13 protein-coding genes are annotated in these 17,664 nt (G+C 43.9%); 8 read left to right on the top strand and 5 right to left on the bottom strand.

The genetic code is table 11. The annotated features are described in order from the left end of the window. Position 1: 1 nt before the first annotated feature. Positions 2 to 1,165, bottom strand: a complete 1,164-nt coding sequence (locus OCU28_RS03400; protein ID WP_261816943.1) for an efflux RND transporter periplasmic adaptor subunit — start codon at positions 1,163 to 1,165, stop codon at positions 2 to 4. 212 nt (positions 1,166 to 1,377) lie between these two features. Here OCU28_RS03400 and sigZ point away from each other — a divergent pair, with 212 nt between their 5' ends. The 4 genes from sigZ (at position 1,378) to OCU28_RS03420 (ending at position 7,347) form a co-directional block, all read left to right on the top strand. After that, on the top strand, positions 1,378 to 1,929 hold the full coding sequence (gene sigZ / locus OCU28_RS03405; RefSeq protein WP_261816944.1) for an RNA polymerase sigma factor SigZ: 552 nt from the start codon (positions 1,378 to 1,380) through the stop codon (positions 1,927 to 1,929). Positions 1,930 to 2,210: 281 nt separating this feature from the next. Next, positions 2,211 to 3,989 (top strand): ABC transporter ATP-binding protein, encoded by a 1,779-nt coding sequence (locus OCU28_RS03410; protein WP_261816945.1) that lies wholly within the window; start codon positions 2,211 to 2,213, stop codon positions 3,987 to 3,989. After that, the gene (locus OCU28_RS03415) at positions 3,982 to 5,838 is read left to right on the top strand and encodes an ABC transporter ATP-binding protein (protein WP_261816946.1); all 1,857 of its coding nucleotides are present in this window, start codon (positions 3,982 to 3,984) and stop codon (positions 5,836 to 5,838) included. Before OCU28_RS03410 ends, OCU28_RS03415 begins: the two co-directional genes overlap by 8 nt. 27 nt (positions 5,839 to 5,865) lie before the next feature. After that, positions 5,866 to 7,347 (top strand): glutathione synthase, encoded by a 1,482-nt coding sequence (locus OCU28_RS03420; RefSeq protein WP_261816947.1) that lies wholly within the window; start codon positions 5,866 to 5,868, stop codon positions 7,345 to 7,347. Positions 7,348 to 7,427: 80 nt separating this feature from the next. Here OCU28_RS03420 and gltS read toward each other — a convergent pair whose 3' ends face one another. The 4 genes from gltS to kdgR form a co-directional block, all read right to left on the bottom strand. Then, a complete protein-coding gene (gene gltS / locus OCU28_RS03425) occupies positions 7,428 to 8,642 on the bottom strand; it encodes a sodium/glutamate symporter (RefSeq protein WP_261816948.1) in 1,215 nt (404 codons plus the stop codon). Positions 8,643 to 9,156: 514 nt separating this feature from the next. Continuing rightward, positions 9,157 to 10,488 carry an ethylbenzene dehydrogenase-related protein gene (locus tag OCU28_RS03430; protein ID WP_261816949.1) on the bottom strand — a complete coding sequence of 444 codons (1,332 nt, stop codon included), beginning with the start codon at positions 10,486 to 10,488 and terminating at the stop codon, positions 9,157 to 9,159. Between the two features lie 2 nt (positions 10,489 to 10,490). Beyond that, positions 10,491 to 11,027 carry a cytochrome b gene (locus OCU28_RS03435; RefSeq protein WP_261816950.1) on the bottom strand — a complete coding sequence of 179 codons (537 nt, stop codon included), beginning with the start codon at positions 11,025 to 11,027 and terminating at the stop codon, positions 10,491 to 10,493. A gap of 372 nt (positions 11,028 to 11,399) precedes the next feature. Further along, positions 11,400 to 12,182 carry a DNA-binding transcriptional regulator KdgR gene (gene kdgR, locus OCU28_RS03440; protein WP_261816951.1) on the bottom strand — a complete coding sequence of 261 codons (783 nt, stop codon included), beginning with the start codon at positions 12,180 to 12,182 and terminating at the stop codon, positions 11,400 to 11,402. Between the two features lie 259 nt (positions 12,183 to 12,441). Between kdgR and kduD the strand changes: the two genes are divergently transcribed. The 4 genes from kduD to OCU28_RS03460 all read left to right on the top strand — a co-directional run bounded on the left by kduD (position 12,442) and on the right by OCU28_RS03460 (position 17,607). Beyond that, the gene (gene kduD / locus OCU28_RS03445) at positions 12,442 to 13,203 is read left to right on the top strand and encodes a 2-dehydro-3-deoxy-D-gluconate 5-dehydrogenase KduD (RefSeq protein WP_261816952.1); all 762 of its coding nucleotides are present in this window, start codon (positions 12,442 to 12,444) and stop codon (positions 13,201 to 13,203) included. Between the two features lie 76 nt (positions 13,204 to 13,279). After that, a complete protein-coding gene (locus tag OCU28_RS03450; RefSeq protein WP_261816953.1) occupies positions 13,280 to 13,915 on the top strand; it encodes an RpiB/LacA/LacB family sugar-phosphate isomerase in 636 nt (211 codons plus the stop codon). A 251-nt stretch (positions 13,916 to 14,166) separates the two neighbouring features. Next, complete coding sequence (gene uxaC / locus OCU28_RS03455) at positions 14,167 to 15,588, top strand: glucuronate isomerase (protein WP_261816954.1); 1,422 nt, start codon at positions 14,167 to 14,169, stop codon at positions 15,586 to 15,588. Positions 15,589 to 15,606: 18 nt separating this feature from the next. Next, the gene (locus OCU28_RS03460; RefSeq protein ID WP_261816955.1) at positions 15,607 to 17,607 is read left to right on the top strand and encodes a heparinase II/III domain-containing protein; all 2,001 of its coding nucleotides are present in this window, start codon (positions 15,607 to 15,609) and stop codon (positions 17,605 to 17,607) included. Positions 17,608 to 17,664 lie beyond the last annotated feature (57 nt).

A 17,664-nucleotide genomic window follows, 5' to 3' on the forward strand; every position in this document is an offset into this window, starting at 1 on the left:
TTTATTTCGCTGTGGTTGATACTTGAGTACTGCTTGGGGTTTGGCTATCGACAACAACCGCAAGGTCGCTCTTCATATTAATGAGGTTACTAATAACCACGTGATCGCCATTGTTTAGCCCCTGCTTAACAATCCAGCCATTGCCATATTCATTTCCGAGCACAACCGCCTTTTTAACGACCTTATTGTCTGAGCTGACGGTGAACACCCAAGGTGCGCCAGATTGGCTTCTTACGATGGCCGATTGCGGCAATACGATATAGTCACGCGCGGCAGGCATTGAGATATGTGCGCGTACATACATACCTGATAGCAATATTTTGTTGGGGTTGGGGATAATCGCTCGTAAGGTTACCGTGCCAGTTGAGTCAGATACTTGGATATCAGAAAACTCTAAATGCCCAACTTGATCGTAGGCACTTCCATCTTCAAGTGTGATAGAGACAGGTATGACGCTATCTTTGTTGGCAATGCTAGCAAACTCTTTTTTGATGCTGTTGATTGCAAGTGAGGACTGCTTCATGTCTACATAGACATTGTCAGTTTGAACTATGCTGGTTAGGTAAGAGGCTTGCCCGGCAGTCAATAGTGACCCTTCTGATACCAAAGAGATCCCAGCTTGGCCTGCGATAGGTGCTTTAATATCGGTATATGAGAGTTGGATATTGGCATAGTTTAAGGCCGCTTTACGAATTGCGACCTCAGATACGGCTTCTCTATAAGCGGCGTCAGCATCATCAAACACCTGCTGGCTGGTAAGCTTACTCTTGAGTAGCTTTTTATAACGAGCGACAGTTTTGTGTTTAGTTTGTTCGTTGGTGAGAGCCTTGGCTAACTGAGCTTGTGCACTATTGACGTTGGATTGGTATACCGTTGGGTCAATTTTGTATAGGGTTTCACCTGCGCTAACTTGAGCCCCCTCCTTATACAAACGGCTTTGCAGTACTCCTGTTACCTGCGGTCTTACCTCTGCTTGCTTTAGCGGCACGATACGGCCCGGCAATTCGGTGCTTAAGCGTAATGTGGTGGGGGTTATATTTAGGACATCCACATGTAATGGACCTTGAGCAGGTCGAGTATGTACCTCTGATTCATTGCAGCCTTGTAATAACATGCTGGCAAGCAATACACATACCGGCAGTGTGAACTTATGGGGTAGAAACACGTGAAAACCTTATAACATTAGAGAGACCTTACTAAACAGTAACAAACTCAAGGTTAAGGGAGGGTTAAGGCTTTTAGCTCAGTACTGCTTACGGATATGGATTTTGTTTATGGCTTATGCAGGGTATATTGAGCGCCGTGAAGGGATGATATCGGCTTACAGCCAGTACTCATTGTGATTGGAAATGAACAGCGATTATTCGAGGAAGATGAATGTTAGCAGAGTGGTCAACACACAAAGAGAAGCTGAGGCGTTACGTCATTAAGCAAACCGGTGATCCCGATGTTGCGGATGATATTTTGCAAGATGTCTACATTAAGGCCAGTCAAAATATTGAGCAGTTGGCATCAAGAGAGAAGATTCAAAATTGGTTATATCGAATCACCTATAACACGATTATGGATTTTTACCGCTCACAGCCCAATTATGAACCGCTGACCGATGATGTTGTCGATGAGCCAATCCCTTCAGAGGTCATTAACCTACAATCTATGGCAAAATGCCTGCGCCCTATGTTTGATTGCCTACCAGAAAAGTATCGTCAAGTTATGGTTTTATCTGAGCTTGAAGAGTTGCCACAGCAGGTTGTTGCGCAGCAATTAGGCTTGTCATTATCTGCCACAAAGAGTCGCATTCAGCGTGGCCGAGTAAAACTTAAAGGCATTGTAACCGATTGTTGTAATGTTGAAGCAGGCGCTGGAGGCATCGTTGACTATTATCCTAATCCTCAGTGTATGGATTTTGGGAAAAATGACGATCAGTAGGTAAGTTGTGAATCGATATCAGATATAGCTAATTTAAGTTATCGGCTGCGAGTTTCAAATTAATTAGATTATTTTTGCGTCTTTTGTTGATTGATTGCGTCTTAAAGGGGAATCAATGAATAATCAGTGAGAAAAATCTATGTTTACCCCGAAACTGGCATACGCCCACAGCGTTGAGTTTATCTGTTGTAGAAAACCATCTGTAGAAAGCCATCTGTAGAAAAGCGTCCCCATACAAATTGTTTAGCCTAACCTTGGTGTAGGCTCATCTTGAGATCTCTATGAAAATTCTTTGGAAACTTAAAAGCTACCTGAATAGGTTTTGGCGTGATTATATGATCGCCTTTATCGCTTTGCAGGTGGTTGCCCTGATCAACTTAGTGCCATCGTGGCTGATTGGGCGCATCGTGGATGAAATTAGTCAGGGCAGTTTAGATACGCCAACTATCGTCATTCATGTGCTGGGCATCATTGTGGCAGCGGTTGCTATGTATGGTTTGCGCTTTGTATGGCAGAGCAAACTTTATGGCGCTTCTATCGCTATAACTCGGCTATTGCGTAGTGAACTGTTACACAAGTTCTCTCAACTTTCCCCCGCCTTCTATGCGAGAAACAGTACCGGTGATTTGATGGCTCACGCCACCAATGATCTCAACGCGGTAGAAGAAACCATGGGTATGGGTATCATGACGCTGGTCGATTCCTTGATAGCTGGTGTTACGGTCATCTTGGGAATGATCTTTGTGGTTAGCGGACAGCTAACCGCTGTCGCACTGTTGCCTTTTCCATTGCTGGTTGTTATTACTCGTCGCTATGGCATTAAATTACATAAGGCCTTTGGCAAAGCACAATCGGCATTTTCAGGCCTTACCGAAGAGACTCGTGAAACGGTTTCAGGTATTCGAGCAGTGCGTTCACACGGCATTGGAGAGCGCCAGCAAAAGCGCTTTAGTGACAGCCTTGATCAGACTGTAGATGCGAACCTAGCAGTGGCGAAAGTCGATGCGGCGTTTGGACCTACTATTCAATTGGTATATGGGCTCTCATTTGTGGTTTCGTTGGGCTATGGCGCTTGGCTGATTGAGCAAGGAAGCCTAACCGTTGGTCTATTTACTACCTTTACCTTGTACCTTGGTCAACTACTAGGGCCTTTCTTGCAGTTTGGTTGGCAGTTTAATGTATTCCAACGTGGTAGCTCGTCATGGCGTCGATTAGAAAAGCTCTTTGCTGAGAATACTGAGGTAGTGGAAGGTGATAAAACCTTACCCAAGCATACGCCTTGTAATATGACCTTTAATATTGATTCGTTTACCTATCAAGATGCCAATCGCAGAGCATTAGACAACATCAGCTTTGAGTTACCTAGTGGCGGATTGGTGGGTATTACTGGGCCAACTGGTAGTGGAAAGAGTACCTTGTTACGCCTAGCCTTGAGGCAATTTCAGCTCCAGCAGCCATCTAGGATTTATCTCTCTGGTGTGGCAACCGATGAGTTGACCTTTGACTGTTTACGTCAACATCTGGCGTGGGTACCGCAAAAGCCGCATCTATTTTCAGGATCTATTGCTGAAAATATCGCACTGGCTAATCCTACTGCGACCCAAGCAGATATTGAGCATGTTGCCACAATGGCCGGCATTAGGGATGAAATATTGGCAATGGAGCACGGCTTTGATACCGAGTTGAGAGAGGGCGGTAATAACCTCTCAGGCGGTCAAAAGCAGCGTTTAACCCTTGCCCGAGCACTATTGTCTGATGCCCAGGTGTTATTGCTTGATGATCCTTTTAGTGCCCTAGATATGAAAACTGAAGTCGAGGTGCGCCGCAACCTTAAGCAGCATTACGCCCATAAAACGGTGTTACTGGTCACCCAGCGCCTAACTAACCTTATCGAAGCCGACCACATATTGGTGCTAAATGACGGCGCAGTTGAAGAGAGCGGCTCACATCATCAACTGCTGAAAAACCAAGGCTGGTATGCACAGGTTTATCAACGCCAAAGTCAGTTGGGGAAACCTACCCTAGGTAGCAATGAACAGGGAGGAGACCGCCATGAGTAAGCCTCAATCGACAGCCAAAGGTTTTTCACAAAGTCACAGCGCATCATCAATGAAAGGCATGCCCCTGTATCGCCGTTTACTAAGTTTTTCTTGGCCCCATAAGGCACGCTTTTGCTTTGCATTTATTATGCTGACACTGGCGATAAGCGCGGAGATAGCTATTCCGTGGATGGCAAAGAAGGTGTTGGATGAGGTCATAGTGCCGCAACAATTTCATTGGCAGCAACTGTTTGCCCTGACCGGGATTATACTACTGCTTTATGTACTGGCCGCTGGGTTTGGGTATCTGCAAGCGCTGGCTTTTAAGCACAGTGCACTGCTGGTGGTAAAGGATATTCGAAACAAGCTATTTAGGCATGTTTTGAACTTCCCGATAGCGACATTCGATAAATTGCCGGTTGGTAAATTAGTGTCATACATTACCAACGACACAGAGTCTTTGCGTAATATGTATGTCTCGACCATACCAACTGTGATGCAAGGTGGGCTGCGAATAATTGCCATCTTCATTGCCATAGCGCTACTTGATTGGCATTTAATGCTGATCAGCTTGATTTTGATCCCCTTGCTGTTAGTGACCATGCATATCTATCGAAAAATCTCGATGTCGGTATTTGATGGAATTCGGATTCAGGTTAGCAATATCAATGGGCAAATCAATGAATCACTACAAGGCATGGATCTGATCCAAGCGTTTCGTAAACAGAAGGCATTTCAAGCGAAGTTTGAAAAAGAAAACGATAAATGGTTTGCCTTTAGACGTAAATCTATCGCAATTGATAGCCTGATGTTATTGCCACTCACGCGCTTGATTGGCACCTTGACGGCGGCAGGGATTGTGGCGTGGTTCGCGAATGCGTCTCTGTCTACGGTTGTTGAGGTTGGGACCTTATACGCCTTTTTAAACTATATTGAACGCTTCTTTGACCCCTTCAGACAACTGTCGATGGAGCTACATAAGTTGCAGGTTGCGACGGTATCATCGAAGCGGGTTTTTGAGCTACTCGATGATGAGTCTGAAACCCATAACCATTCACTCGCGCCAGTGGTTATTGGTCATCAGCATGATATTGAGTTTCGTAATGTCACCATGGGCTACGAACCAGATAAACCGGTATTAAACAATGTCAGCTTTGTGGCTAAAAGTGGTCAATTCACCGCTATTGTTGGCCACACTGGCAGTGGTAAAAGCTCAGTGATTAACCTGTTGATGCGCTTTTATGCTCAGCAGAGTGGCGATATCTTGATTGGTGGTCAACCATTGAGCCACTTGCCCGAATCGCAACTGCGTAGAACCTTTGGCTTGGTATCCCAAGACCCAACGATATTTAGTGGTTCAATCATCGACAACATCGATCTGCAAGGTGAGCAACATGTCGATCGCCGTGATAAAGCAATGCGTGCCGCTGAAATGGTCAAAGCAGATCGCTTTATACAGCGTTTACCCGATGGCTTTGAGCACCATGCAAGTAATGGCGGTGCATCGCTATCGGTAGGTGAGAGGCAGCTATTGGCATTAGCCCGCGCACTGGCGCACGACCCGCAGATATTTTTGCTCGATGAAGCCACCGCAAACATAGATAGCGAGTCTGAAGAGACGGTCAAACAGGCGCTTGAAAACATTCAAGATGGCAGAACGGTGATTACGATTGCGCACCGTTTATCCTCCATAAAAAATGCCGACCAGATCTTGGTGATGAATAAGGGGTCCGTGGTTCAAACTGGAACTCATCAAACGCTTATTCAACAAGATGGTGATTATCGAGACCTGTACCTTGCACAAAAAGAGCAAGAACAAACCGAACATCAAAACAGTACCCTCGGCCTTGCTGCGCCAAGTGCTGTATAGACGATACAAAGGTAAGAAGTAAACATTATGAAAAACCAACATAACCAATATCTGTCCCCGCACACCATTAACGATATTATCGAGTGGGAAATTATGCATGGGGTCGCTTTTCGTCAAGGGGACAATACCGCTAGGCATGTACCATTTAGCGTGGCACCTATGTCATTGATTGGTTCGGTATACCAGCACTTACAATCGGTGACGCCGCTTATTGCGAAGCTGATAAGTAATGTGTCTGAAGACCATGATTTCTTGCAGCAATCACTGCGCGACATGTCTAAGGCAGACCCATTCTTTGGTCGCTTAATGGAGCTGCATCAACAAGCGCACGGCGACAGCACTAAGCGTAAACAACCGGCCAGGCAGCCGCTACTGCTGATGCGTACAGACTTTATGGATGACCGTGAACACGGCGCCAAAGTGATTGAATTTAATGGTATTGCTGCGGGTATGGGCCCGTTTGGCCAGCGCGCCACTGAGTTACACCGCTTTATGCGAGAGCAATGGAACCAAGAATATACCCAATGGCTAGAAGATAGCGCGGCGCGGCCTGCTGAAAACAGAGGAATGGAGCAGTTGGCCCTTGGCATTGCGACTGCGACCAAGCAAGTGAGGGAGCACTTTGCTACGCTTGATAGCGCGTCAAATGAGCATCAACCGACCTTTTTAATGATTGTGCAAAAAGACGAAGATAACGTGTACGACCAGCATCTCTTAGAGGTCGCGTTGCAAGCGCGGGGCGTACGCACGGTAAGGCGCACATTTGAGCAATTGAACTCTCAACTTTCTAGCGGTAAGCATCAACGCTTGATGTTGGAAGGAGTGGGCGCAATTGATACCGTCTACCTGCGTGCGGGCTATCAATACTCCGACTATTTTGCACCGCAGCTTGACCAAGATATCTGCTGTCAAACCCTTAGCCAGACCCGTTTGTTTATTGAAAAGCATTATGTCGCAATGAATGCCACCATTAGCCAACAGCTTGCCACCAGTAAATCAATGCAGATGCTACTTACCACTATGTCTTCTAAAGACTATGCACGCTGGGGGCTGAGTATGGAAGAGGCGCAATTAGTTAAGAGCGTACTTGCCGATATGAAGCCAATATCAGCCCAGACGATTGAGTGGTTCAATAGCACGGCTAACAAGAGCCGTTGGGTACTTAAAAATCAAGGTGAAGGTGGCGGTCACTGCGTATTTGGCGAGCAAATCAGTCAGGTGTTGGCACAATTAAAACCAGAAGAGTACGACGCTTGGGCACTGATGCAGCGCTTATATCCTCATGAAAGAGATGTACCAACTATCGCCGTTCGCGATGGCAAGCAAACGCTAGTGAAAGACCTTGTCAGCGAGATTGGGTTATTTACCGCTCATTATCAAGGCCAACCCGTGACCGACAACAACGGCTATGCTGGCTATCTTATCCGCAGTAAGCCTGCGAGTGAAAACGAAGGCGGGATTCATAGCGGGCAGGGGATATTAGATTCTTTGGTATTGATTGATGGGTAGTGGAATATAGCTTAAAGGCCCAAGCCTAAATCAAGAAATAATAAAGCAGAACTGGGGTTTCAGCTCTGCTTTTTTTACGCCTATAAACCGACAAAAAAGCTTATGACTAACGCATTCACTATATCGATAAAGAAGCCACACACCAGTGGCACCACAATGAAGGCTTGTGGACTGGCGCCGTAGCGACTGGTCACAGCAGTCATGTTCACAATCGCGGTTGCGGTTGAGCCAAGGGTTATCCCGCCAAAGCCTGAGCAGATAACGACAGAGTCGTAGTTTCTGCCCATCAAGTAGTAGACCACTAAGATGGTGAACATCAAAGATAGTAGGATTTGTGCAGACATGATGACCGATATATAGCCAAACATTCCGTCGAGATCCCAGATGTGAAGCCCCATCAAAGCCATGGTTAAGAACATGCCTAGGCAGATATCCGAGATCATCGCCAAGCCCTTACGACCTTGCTCAATTTTCTGCTCGGTGCGACGTCTCTGGAACAGTGCTCTCCCAATATTACCAATCAAGATACCAGCAATTAGACAGCTCACAAATAAAGGTAATTTGAAGCCAGCCGCTTCAATAGACTCCCCGATAGTGTAACCGAGCATTAAGGTGACATTTAGAAATAGCCACGCCCACAGCACGCCATAGTGGCTGAGCTCTACGGTTGTATCTTTGTCTTGAAACACACCGACAGCAACGTCTTCTTGATTAGAGGGACTAACCTTGTGCTTGTTTAATAGGTAGTTTGCTATTGGGCCACCGATTACACAGGCAGCGATTAAGCCCACCGTATTTGAAGCTACCCCCAATTCCATCGCATTGCTAATGCCATACTCTTGGGCAAATGTTGGCGCCCAAGCTAAGGTGGTGCCAACACCCCCAATCAAACTGACCGAGCCTGATAGCAAACCGGCCTTAGGGTCTAAGCCAAACGCAGTAGCAACTGACATGCCAACCACATTCTGTAGCACGATAAAGGCACCGGCTAATACCAGTAAAATGAAGAGAGGGCGCCCGCCTTTGATCAAGGTCTTAAGATCCGCTTGTAGACCTATCCCAGCAAAGAAGTACAGCAGTAAAAAATCTCGAACCTCTAAACTAAACGTTATCTGGGTTTCAAAAACATAATAGAGAACCGCGACGGTTGCCGCACACACAAACCCGCCAATCACAGGCTCAGGTAAAGAGTATTTTTTTAAGAGTTCAGAACGCTCAATAATGGCTTTGCCAACAAAAAGCAGCGCAATAGCGATGGTGAATGAAACCAGTGGTGGTACTAATACTTCTGACATAGATTAACCTGTTCCTTGGTAATGAATGCGGTGATAAATACAACGTAACGATAAGCTACTAGTGTAATATAAAACTCAAGGAAATCCTTAACTTATCTATGCCAAGGTAAAGTTAAGTCATTGGTTTCAATTGTCAATAAACCTACTTTATCTATCAACTTGGTGTAGATTTCGTCTTTTCTTTAGCTCCAAAATTGCGGTTTCTAATTGAGTTAAGTAGTCAAAAGAGATCTCGATGTCGTGTTCACTGCATACCCTTCGCTATTCACAAACGGGCTAAACTCTTAACGTTAGTGAAGCTGGCAATTAGCGATGAACTGCCCATTATTCGACCGACAAACTTCTTGATTTGTTCAACATCGTTGTTTTTAGGTGACTCTTTGAAAGGCGTTATAACGGGGGGCCAATGGTAAGAGTTGTGGAAAGGTTAGGCAGGGCTTTCTAAATTAGAACAGGGTCGAAGGGGGAGGCTACAATGCCTCCCCTGTTTGAGCTCAAGAATATCTACAAGATATTATCGGGAGATACGAATACTCTGAATATCTCCTTGCGCCTCTGTACCGATCCCAAGATTAAATGGGAAACTGACAAAGTGGAAGCGGGTTGTTGTTGAGTCGTCGTGTATAGCAACATTGAAATTATATGTACCACCTTCTTTCATCAGTTTGTCTTGAGTGACATCTCCAGTGTCCAACTTTCGCTTAAATATGACGGTATAGCGCTTGCTTTCAGTATTGAAGAAAGAGACCACATTTCCCGCATTATCTGCAGCCGACCCCTCTGGAGCAGCTCTTAGCAGGCGGCCTTGAATAAATTGGCCGGGTTTAATTTTTGACTCGTCATAAGGCATTGTATTAACGCCTTCAATTAATGCGATATCCTTGGTCATATCTTCGTTATCATCACGATCAAGCGCATAAAACCCCATGATGTCTACGTCATACATATACTTTGGCTTACCTGCTTTTCTATCCATGTTCCAAGTAAAAATGTTTTGTCCTGAGTCAGTATTTCTATACTCAAAAACATTACCATCATCAGCGCTAGCTGTGCCGGCCGAACGAGTTGAGCGCCATTGCATCAAATCGACAAATTCACCAAGTAATTTAAGTTGATCTACTTCTTGTTGAGATATTGGTTTGTCCCAAGAATGTCCATCAGTACGAGATTTTGGAAGATATTTTCGAACATCATTCTTATTTAATCCCCCTTTGCCTATTACGGGGAGTGCTTGAGTTTGTTCTCGAGTTGCAGGTTCTAGATCTCGTTCTCCTTGGTGGCAGGACATAAAGCAACCCTGTTGTGCGAACTGATCTACGGTGCCATCGTCAATCATAAACGAAAGGCGGTCCTCATAGAGAGGGTTGTTGGCATCTCGTACACGGTCATATCCGTAAGAGTTCCATTGTTCGCCATCCCACTGGTACATGTTGTGCATACGGCCCGCCTTTTCAGCTTGTGTATACCAAGATGTACGTATGTAGAGGTATTCATCATCGTGAACAAATTGCATATCGGCTACAACAGAGCCATTCTTTGTATAGCTATCACTGTTAATTTGTTCAACATCGCGACTAACTAACATATCACCTAAACCACGTTCTTCACCTTGATGGCATGACATGCATGAACGTGTAGCGTAATTCTTGTGTGCTGTTCCTTTGTGTTCTTCTGAGTTGAGCCAAGAGTATGTCACTTGGCCGGGGAAAAAGAGAGATACTTTATTTACGGGTATAGACGCCCATTTAATGTCATCAGCCTCAAGCTTGTCATAGGTTAAATTAATGTTTTCAGAAAAAGCGTGAGCAGAAATAAATAACGAAATAGTAATGAGTGTTTTTTTCATGATTATGACTCCTTACCAAACATACGAGTAATGGTCGAATCTTTAATTAAAAAATGATGCGCTAAAGTCGCGATAATGTGCCCAGCTAATAAAGCATAAGTAAAATAGGATAAATATTCATGGATAAAGCTCATTATATTAATTAGCTCGGGGTTTCGAGTCGTAAATCCTTCAATGACAAATAAGCCAAAAACACTTAATTCTTTCGCTTTTGCCATCACTAACAGAAGGCCTGATATTGGGAGTGTTATCATTGTGAAAATTAACAAGACATAAGAAAAATTAGCGCTAAATTTTTGTATTGGGGTGCCTAGAGCGTCTGGTTTTCCTACCTTGTATGTCCATACTAGACGGACTGCGAGCATAGCTAAAGTAATGATACCTAAAGCACTGTGTAGATTTATTAATTCAAAACTACCTTCAGGTTTATTTTGTTCATATAGGGCAATAATAATAATTGCAGTAAATAAAATGCCATAGCTGGCATGTATTACTCTACTAATCACACCAAAGTTATTTTTACTATTTTTTAATTCCATAGCGTTTCTTTTTTTTGTATTTAGGGAGAATTGAACCCTATCACCATGGTGGCCGTTTATTTTGTTTTGTATGTGGTATTTTTGATTGGGGTCGCAGAGGTAAATATTTATTATATAAATATGTTTCTAAATGTGTATATAATAAATTGTAATGGTTAGTGCAATGAATATAGTTATCATTTGCATTGTTGATGGGTGTTAATGTATTTACATTATGTATTCATATGAATGGAAATAATATGAATAGCTACACATCTAGATAGAGCCTAGGCTGCTTCAGTATTGATGTTCTTTCTTTGAACATAATGTTATTAGATACAAAAAAAGTTAACAAACAGCATTAAAGCCGTTTGTTAACAAAATACTAGATCGCTAGGCTGGGTAGTTTTTGTAACCAAGCTGCTCTGATATATTGCGTCCAGCTTTGTGAAGTAATCCAATGTAGTAAGACATGCGTTTCTCATCAAAACGAATGGTTGGAAACGAGATAGAGACACCAGCGATGACAGTTCCAAAGCGATCGTAAATTGGCGCGGCAAAGCAGCGAAGACCCGGTTCTTGTTCTTCGTTATCTTCACCATAATGCTGCTCTTTTACCACTTTCAGCTCATCTATAAGCTGCTGTGCATTTTCATGGGTTCGTTCAGTGCTCTTTACGAAATCAATTCGAGATAGTGTCTCACGCACAAATTCTTCATCACGCTCAGCCAATAAGACCTTACCAATCGCCGTTGTATAAAGAGGGTTGCGTCGACCAACACGGGACTGCATACGTAAGTTGTAGTTTGAGTCGATTTTGTGGATGTAGATAATCGCATCATCATCTAGGGCACCCAAGTGTAAAGCCTCATCGGTTTGTTCTGAAATTTCTTTCATCTCTTTATCGGCTAGTTCTATCAGGTCGACATATTCTAGAGATTTAGCACCTAGCTCAAAAAGTTTGAGCGTTAATGAGTATTTATCCGCTTCACCTTCTTGCGCAACGTAGCCCAGCATCTTCATTGTTTGAAGAAAACGATAGGTTGTAGCCTTAGACATCATAAGGCTTTGAGAAAGTTCAGATACTCCAATTTCCTTTTGTTTACCAAGAGCTTGGAGAATATTGAATACTTTAAGGACTGATGATACGGCTTCGGGCTGCGTTGATTTTTCCACTGTTTATACCATTTATACTGTTCGCTATCTGGGCATTATACCCATCAGCTATTCTGATTCCACTATTTATGAAAAGCCATTTTAAAAATAGTGGAATAGAAAGGCGTTTCTAATGCAAAAATGAAAGGCTGTGAATATTTTTTTGAAAAGAATGCAAAAAATAATTGAAATGACGTTTCAAAAATTGATATATTGAGTCCACAGGATGATTAATCATCTAACAACATTTACTACATACCAGCATTTTTTAGGAACGAACATGATACTTGATTCATTTAATATCGAAGGTAAAGTCGCTATCGTTACAGGTTGTGATACAGGTCTTGGTCAAGGTATGGCACTAGGTCTTGCAAACGCAGGTTGTGACATTGTCGGTGTCAATATTGTTGAGCCAACAGAAACTATTGAAAAGATGGCTGCAACAGGGCGCAAGTTTGTGGATATTCGAGCAAACCTGATGAATCTTGATGACATTCCTTCAATTGTTGATCGTGCCGTGACCGAGTTTGGACGAATCGATATTCTAGTAAACAATGCTGGTATTATTCGTCGCAACGATGCAATCGACTTTTCTGAGCAAGACTGGGATGACGTTATGAATATCAACGTTAAGTCTGTGTTCTTTATGTCTCAAGCTGTGGCTAAGCAGATGATTGCGCAAGGTGAAGGCGGTAAAATCATCAATATCGCGTCAATGCTTTCTTTCCAAGGCGGTATCCGCGTGCCTTCTTATACTGCTTCTAAGAGTGGTGTGATGGGGGTTACTCGTCTAATGGCGAACGAATGGGCAAGCCACGGTATCAACGTGAACGCGATTGCACCAGGTTACATGGCGACAAATAATACCGCGGCATTACGCGCTGATGAAAAACGTAATAAAGAAATTGTTGATCGTATTCCCGCGGCGCGTTGGGGCACCCCGGAAGATCTAGCAGGTCCTTGTGTTTTCCTAGCTTCAGCGGCATCAGATTATATCAATGGCTATACAGTCGCGGTTGATGGCGGTTGGTTGTCACGCTAATCGACAGCTCGACGCCAAATACGTAAAGAGACTATTTAAAGAACTAATTATTTGCAGGTTACTGCAGGAGTAACAAATGAAAATCGCACTAACTATGGAAAACAGCCAAGCACCTAAGAACGCTATGGTAGCTACTGAATTAAACAATATTGCTGGTGGTCTTGGCCACCAAGTGTTTAACGTAGGTATGACAGATGAAAATGATCATCACCTAACTTATATCCACCTTGGTATTCAAGCGAGCATTCTACTGAACTCAAAAGCGGTAGATTTCATTGTAACGGGTTGCGGTACTGGCCAAGGTGCAATGATGGCAAGCAACCTACATCCTGGTGTTGTTTGTGGTTACTGCCTAGAGCCATCGGATGCGTTTCTTTTCAATCAAATCAACAATGGTAACGCGATCTCTTTGGCTTTCGCTAAAGGCTTTGGCTGGGCTGGTGAGCTCAACGTACGTTACATCTTTGAAAAAGCATTCACTGGCAACCGCGGTGAAGGCTACCCAATTGAGCGTGCAGCTCCGCAACAAACCAATGCGGCAATCCTTAGTGATGTTAAAGCAGCTGTATGCAAAGACGTTGTTGAATCACTGCGCGCAATTGATCAAGAACTAGTTAAGCAAGCTGTGGGCAGCTCTCAATTCCAAGAATGCTTGTTTGCTAACTGCCAAGTACCGGAAATTGCTGAATACGTTAAGTCGCTAATCGACTAACCTTCGCTGTTTGTTTCTCGGCTCTGACAATCTGTCAGTGCTGGGAAATTATCGCCTACTTACCAATTTTTGTTGGTTGGCACCTATCGCGTGGTAGGTGCTTTTTTTGGGCCTAAATTTCGTTATTTGGTTGAGTTATTGGCTGTTTTAACGCGTTTAAGTGTATTGAATGCGGCTGAATATTTTACCGAATGAAGAGTATTTAACCAGACAGAATGCCTTTCTGCTTAAGTATTTTTGAGAATAGAACGATGGAACAAAAAAGTCATATTCACGATAACTTCTTGCTGACATCTTCGTTGGCAGAGCAGCTTTATCACTATTGTGCTAAGGATCTGCCGATCATCGATTACCACAATCATCTCGATGCTAAAGATATCTGGCAAGACACTCAATATGACAATCTTGCACAAGCTTGGCTGCATAGTGATCACTACGTGTGGCGGGCTATGCGTAGCAATGGCATCCATGAGTATTTCATCACTGGTGGGGCACCTGACAGTGAAAAATTTGCGCAGTGGTGTGAAGCTATGCCTTATTTACTAGGTAATCCGCTATATCAATGGTCTCATTTAGAGTTAAAGCGTTTTTTTGATTGCGACCTATTGCTCAATCCCCAAAATTGCCAAACCATCTGGCATCACTGCAATGAAAGGCTTGGCAAAGGGCACAACACACCACGTCAAATCCTAAAGCAATTGAAAGTCAAAGCGTTGTGCACAACAGACTCTCCACTGAGCGATCTACAATATCATTCCCTTCTTGCTAAATCGGACTTTGACGTTCAAGTACTACCCACATTCAGAGCTGATGAGTTGTTTGTGTTTAATAATTCGCATGCCCTAAATGAGTTGATTGAGTGTCTACAGACGTCAACTGCGTTGTCATCAAATACCTATTCAGATTTTATTGCGGCCATTGAGGCTCGCATTGCAAGTTTTCATCACTTAGGGTGTCGCCTCTCTGATTTAGGGTTAACTACGGTTGATTTCGCACCATGTAATAGTCAGCAAGCGGAAGCCTTGTTTTTGAAAGCGCGGCAAAATGAATCGTTAACTGAATATGAAACTATTCAATTGAACACCCGATTGTTTATTGATCTCGGCCAACGCTATTACAAGTACGGTTGGAGTATGCAGCTCCATATCGGTGTGCTTGCCAATGTTAATCAGCGTCGTAAAACAGCGCTAGGCGGTGGCACGGGTTTTAGTGTGATGAATGACCGTTTGATTGCCCAAAATTTAGCGCAGTTGCTTAGTGCATTAGATGAGAAGCAAACATTGCCCAATACGGTGTTATACAACCTCAATCCTAACCACAATGCCGTATTAAGTTGTATGGCTGGGGCATTTCAAGACAGTGATAGCTCGGCTGGGAAAATTCAGTTTGGTGCCGCCTGGTGGTTTAACGACCATAAAGAGGGTATGGAAGCTCAATTGACGACCTTAAAGAATTTAGGATCGTTAGGGCGCTTTATCGGAATGCTTACTGATTCTCGCAATACATTTTCATTTAGTCGTCATGAATACTTTCGCAGGGTACTTTGCAACTTACTTGCTAGGTGGGTAGAGGAGGAGCAAATCCCAAATGATGCGTCGCTACTCAAGCAAACCATTGAGAACATCTGCTACAAAAATGCACAGCGCTATTTCAACTTTAATCATACAGCCTAGCTAGGAGAATTATTGGACATGCTACAATTTTCAATTCACGAGATGGCATCTATTAAGCGCAAGGCAACGACTTCTACCATTGCAGCCCTAAAACGAAATAATGAAGTGGTACTCAATAATGATGTACTGGTGCCTGTCGATGGGCGCGCAACGTGGAACCTTTATTATTTTTGTCCTGAGCACGGTGTGCGCTTAACATGGAATAGACACAAACCGAAATCTCACTGCTGCCCAGTAGATGGAAAAGAGTTTACCGGTGAGCCATATGATGGTGCTTGGTGGCGTTGGTTGAATGGTCTTAACGCCAAGGCTTGTTACGATCTTGGCTTGTTATGGCATCTAACCGATGACCCTATCTACCTTGACAAAGTGCGTGAGATTTTGCTGGCATACGCCACTTATTATCCCGATTATGAGGTGCATGGTGGTGTGCCATATAACGGGCCTGGTAAAGCGAACGCGCAAACCCTGTGTGAGGCAAATTGTCATATGGACCTAGCACGTGGCTATGGTTTCATAAAACAAGCTCTGAGCTCTGAGCAGCAGCAAAAAATCGAAGGGCGCTTGCTACGTGAGGGGGCTGAGTTTTTGATTGAGCAACGCACCAATCAGGTCCATAACCATGAGATGAAAATCAATGCGACTATAGGCGTGATTGGCTTAATTTTAGATGAGCCGAGCTATCTCGATTTTGCCTTGAACACCGATTACGGTATTCATTATCAATTGAATCATGGCTCTGTGGGCGATGGCATGTGGTATGAGGGCTCAATTCACTATCACTATTATGCTTTGCAAGCGCTACAAAACTTTGAAAAGCTGGCTCGTAATACCCCATATTCTGTGAGCGTAAACCCTAATTACCTAAAAATGATGAAATACCCGCTACGGCTAGTGATGAACACGGGAGAGTTCCCGCGTTTAAATGACTGTATTACAGGGCAGGAAAAACTAACCCACGCTCATCTATTTGAATTTGCTTATAAGCAGTATCCCTGTGCCGAGTTTGCTAGAGCGTTAGGTAGCATTTATCGCAATATCAGCCGCGATAATATTGACGCGCTGCTCTACGGTGTCGATGAACTGCCATCGGTAAGACCGCTAGATTGCAAGCCCACCCACTGCGCGAAAGTAGGTATCACAATTGCCCTTGATGAGACACGTAATAATGCAATGCTACTTAAGCATACCCCTTACGGTGGTGAGCATGATCACTATGACCGTTTAGGGCTTATTCTAACGCGTGACGGCAAAGAGATTTTACCTGATTTGGGCACCACAGGTTATGGCGCCGAACTTCACTATGGTTACTATAAAAACACCGCGACCCACAATACGCTGGTGGTTAATCAATGTAATCAATCGCCAATAGACCCACGTTTGTTGAGTTATCAACAAAGTGAAGGCTTTACATTGGTAGACACACTAGCCGATTGGTCACAACCACAAGCCACAGTAGACAGCCATACCATTGTGCAGTGGGATTTAGCAGCATATAGAGACGTTTCTTTTCGCCGCATTATGTTGTGGCTAGGTGATTGCGCAGTAGAGCTAAATGTAATTGGCAATCCCTACCAACAGCAGCTGGACCTTACTTATCATGTCCGTGGCAAGCACAAACAGAACCCACAGTCAGCTGCGATAGCTAACCCACTCCAAGGAGCGTTAGCGCGAATGACAGAGACATATTTGGTTCAGGGGCAGCAGTGCTTTAGTCAAGGCTATACGATTGAGGGACAATCGGATTATCATCAACATGTCGCTGTTGATAGTCAGGTGGATGTGTTGACTGGGTATGCTCCCGATAATCCAGCAACATCTGATCTTGCTTATACGCTGATACGTTCACGTCAGCTTGAGCTTAAAGTCGCTATTGTTCATGACTTGTCCAAACCGCAAAATGTGGCATTGAAATCTGTAAATTGGACTGACAACAGTATCGAGTTTGTTATCCAGCGTGGCAGTAAAATACAAGCGTGGCGCTATTGCTTAACCAGCTTTGAGCTCAGCTTTCAGTAATCTGAGTTTGAACTTCAATACAACCTGTTTGGTTGATTAAGTGTTTGATTTGTTGTG

It is taken from the genome of Vibrio gallicus (assembly GCF_024346875.1).
GTDB lineage: Bacteria > Pseudomonadota > Gammaproteobacteria > Enterobacterales > Vibrionaceae > Vibrio > Vibrio gallicus.

Excerpts from the sequence above, each read along its gene's own strand:
- OCU28_RS03415 (WP_261816946.1), top strand. The coding sequence starts at position 3,982 with ATGAGTAAGCCTCAATCGACAGCCAAAGGTTTTTCACAAAGTCACAGC.
- sigZ (WP_261816944.1), top strand. The coding sequence starts at position 1,378 with ATGTTAGCAGAGTGGTCAACACACAAAGAGAAGCTGAGGCGTTACGTC.
- kduD (WP_261816952.1), top strand. The coding sequence starts at position 12,442 with ATGATACTTGATTCATTTAATATCGAAGGTAAAGTCGCTATCGTTACA.
- OCU28_RS03435 (WP_261816950.1), bottom strand. The coding sequence starts at position 11,027 with ATGGAATTAAAAAATAGTAAAAATAACTTTGGTGTGATTAGTAGAGTA.
- gltS (WP_261816948.1), bottom strand. The coding sequence starts at position 8,642 with ATGTCAGAAGTATTAGTACCACCACTGGTTTCATTCACCATCGCTATT.
- uxaC (WP_261816954.1), top strand. The coding sequence starts at position 14,167 with ATGGAACAAAAAAGTCATATTCACGATAACTTCTTGCTGACATCTTCG.
- OCU28_RS03430 (WP_261816949.1), bottom strand. The coding sequence starts at position 10,488 with ATGAAAAAAACACTCATTACTATTTCGTTATTTATTTCTGCTCACGCT.
- OCU28_RS03450 (WP_261816953.1), top strand. The coding sequence starts at position 13,280 with ATGAAAATCGCACTAACTATGGAAAACAGCCAAGCACCTAAGAACGCT.
- OCU28_RS03460 (WP_261816955.1), top strand. The coding sequence starts at position 15,607 with ATGCTACAATTTTCAATTCACGAGATGGCATCTATTAAGCGCAAGGCA.
- OCU28_RS03410 (WP_261816945.1), top strand. The coding sequence starts at position 2,211 with ATGAAAATTCTTTGGAAACTTAAAAGCTACCTGAATAGGTTTTGGCGT.
- OCU28_RS03420 (WP_261816947.1), top strand. The coding sequence starts at position 5,866 with ATGAAAAACCAACATAACCAATATCTGTCCCCGCACACCATTAACGAT.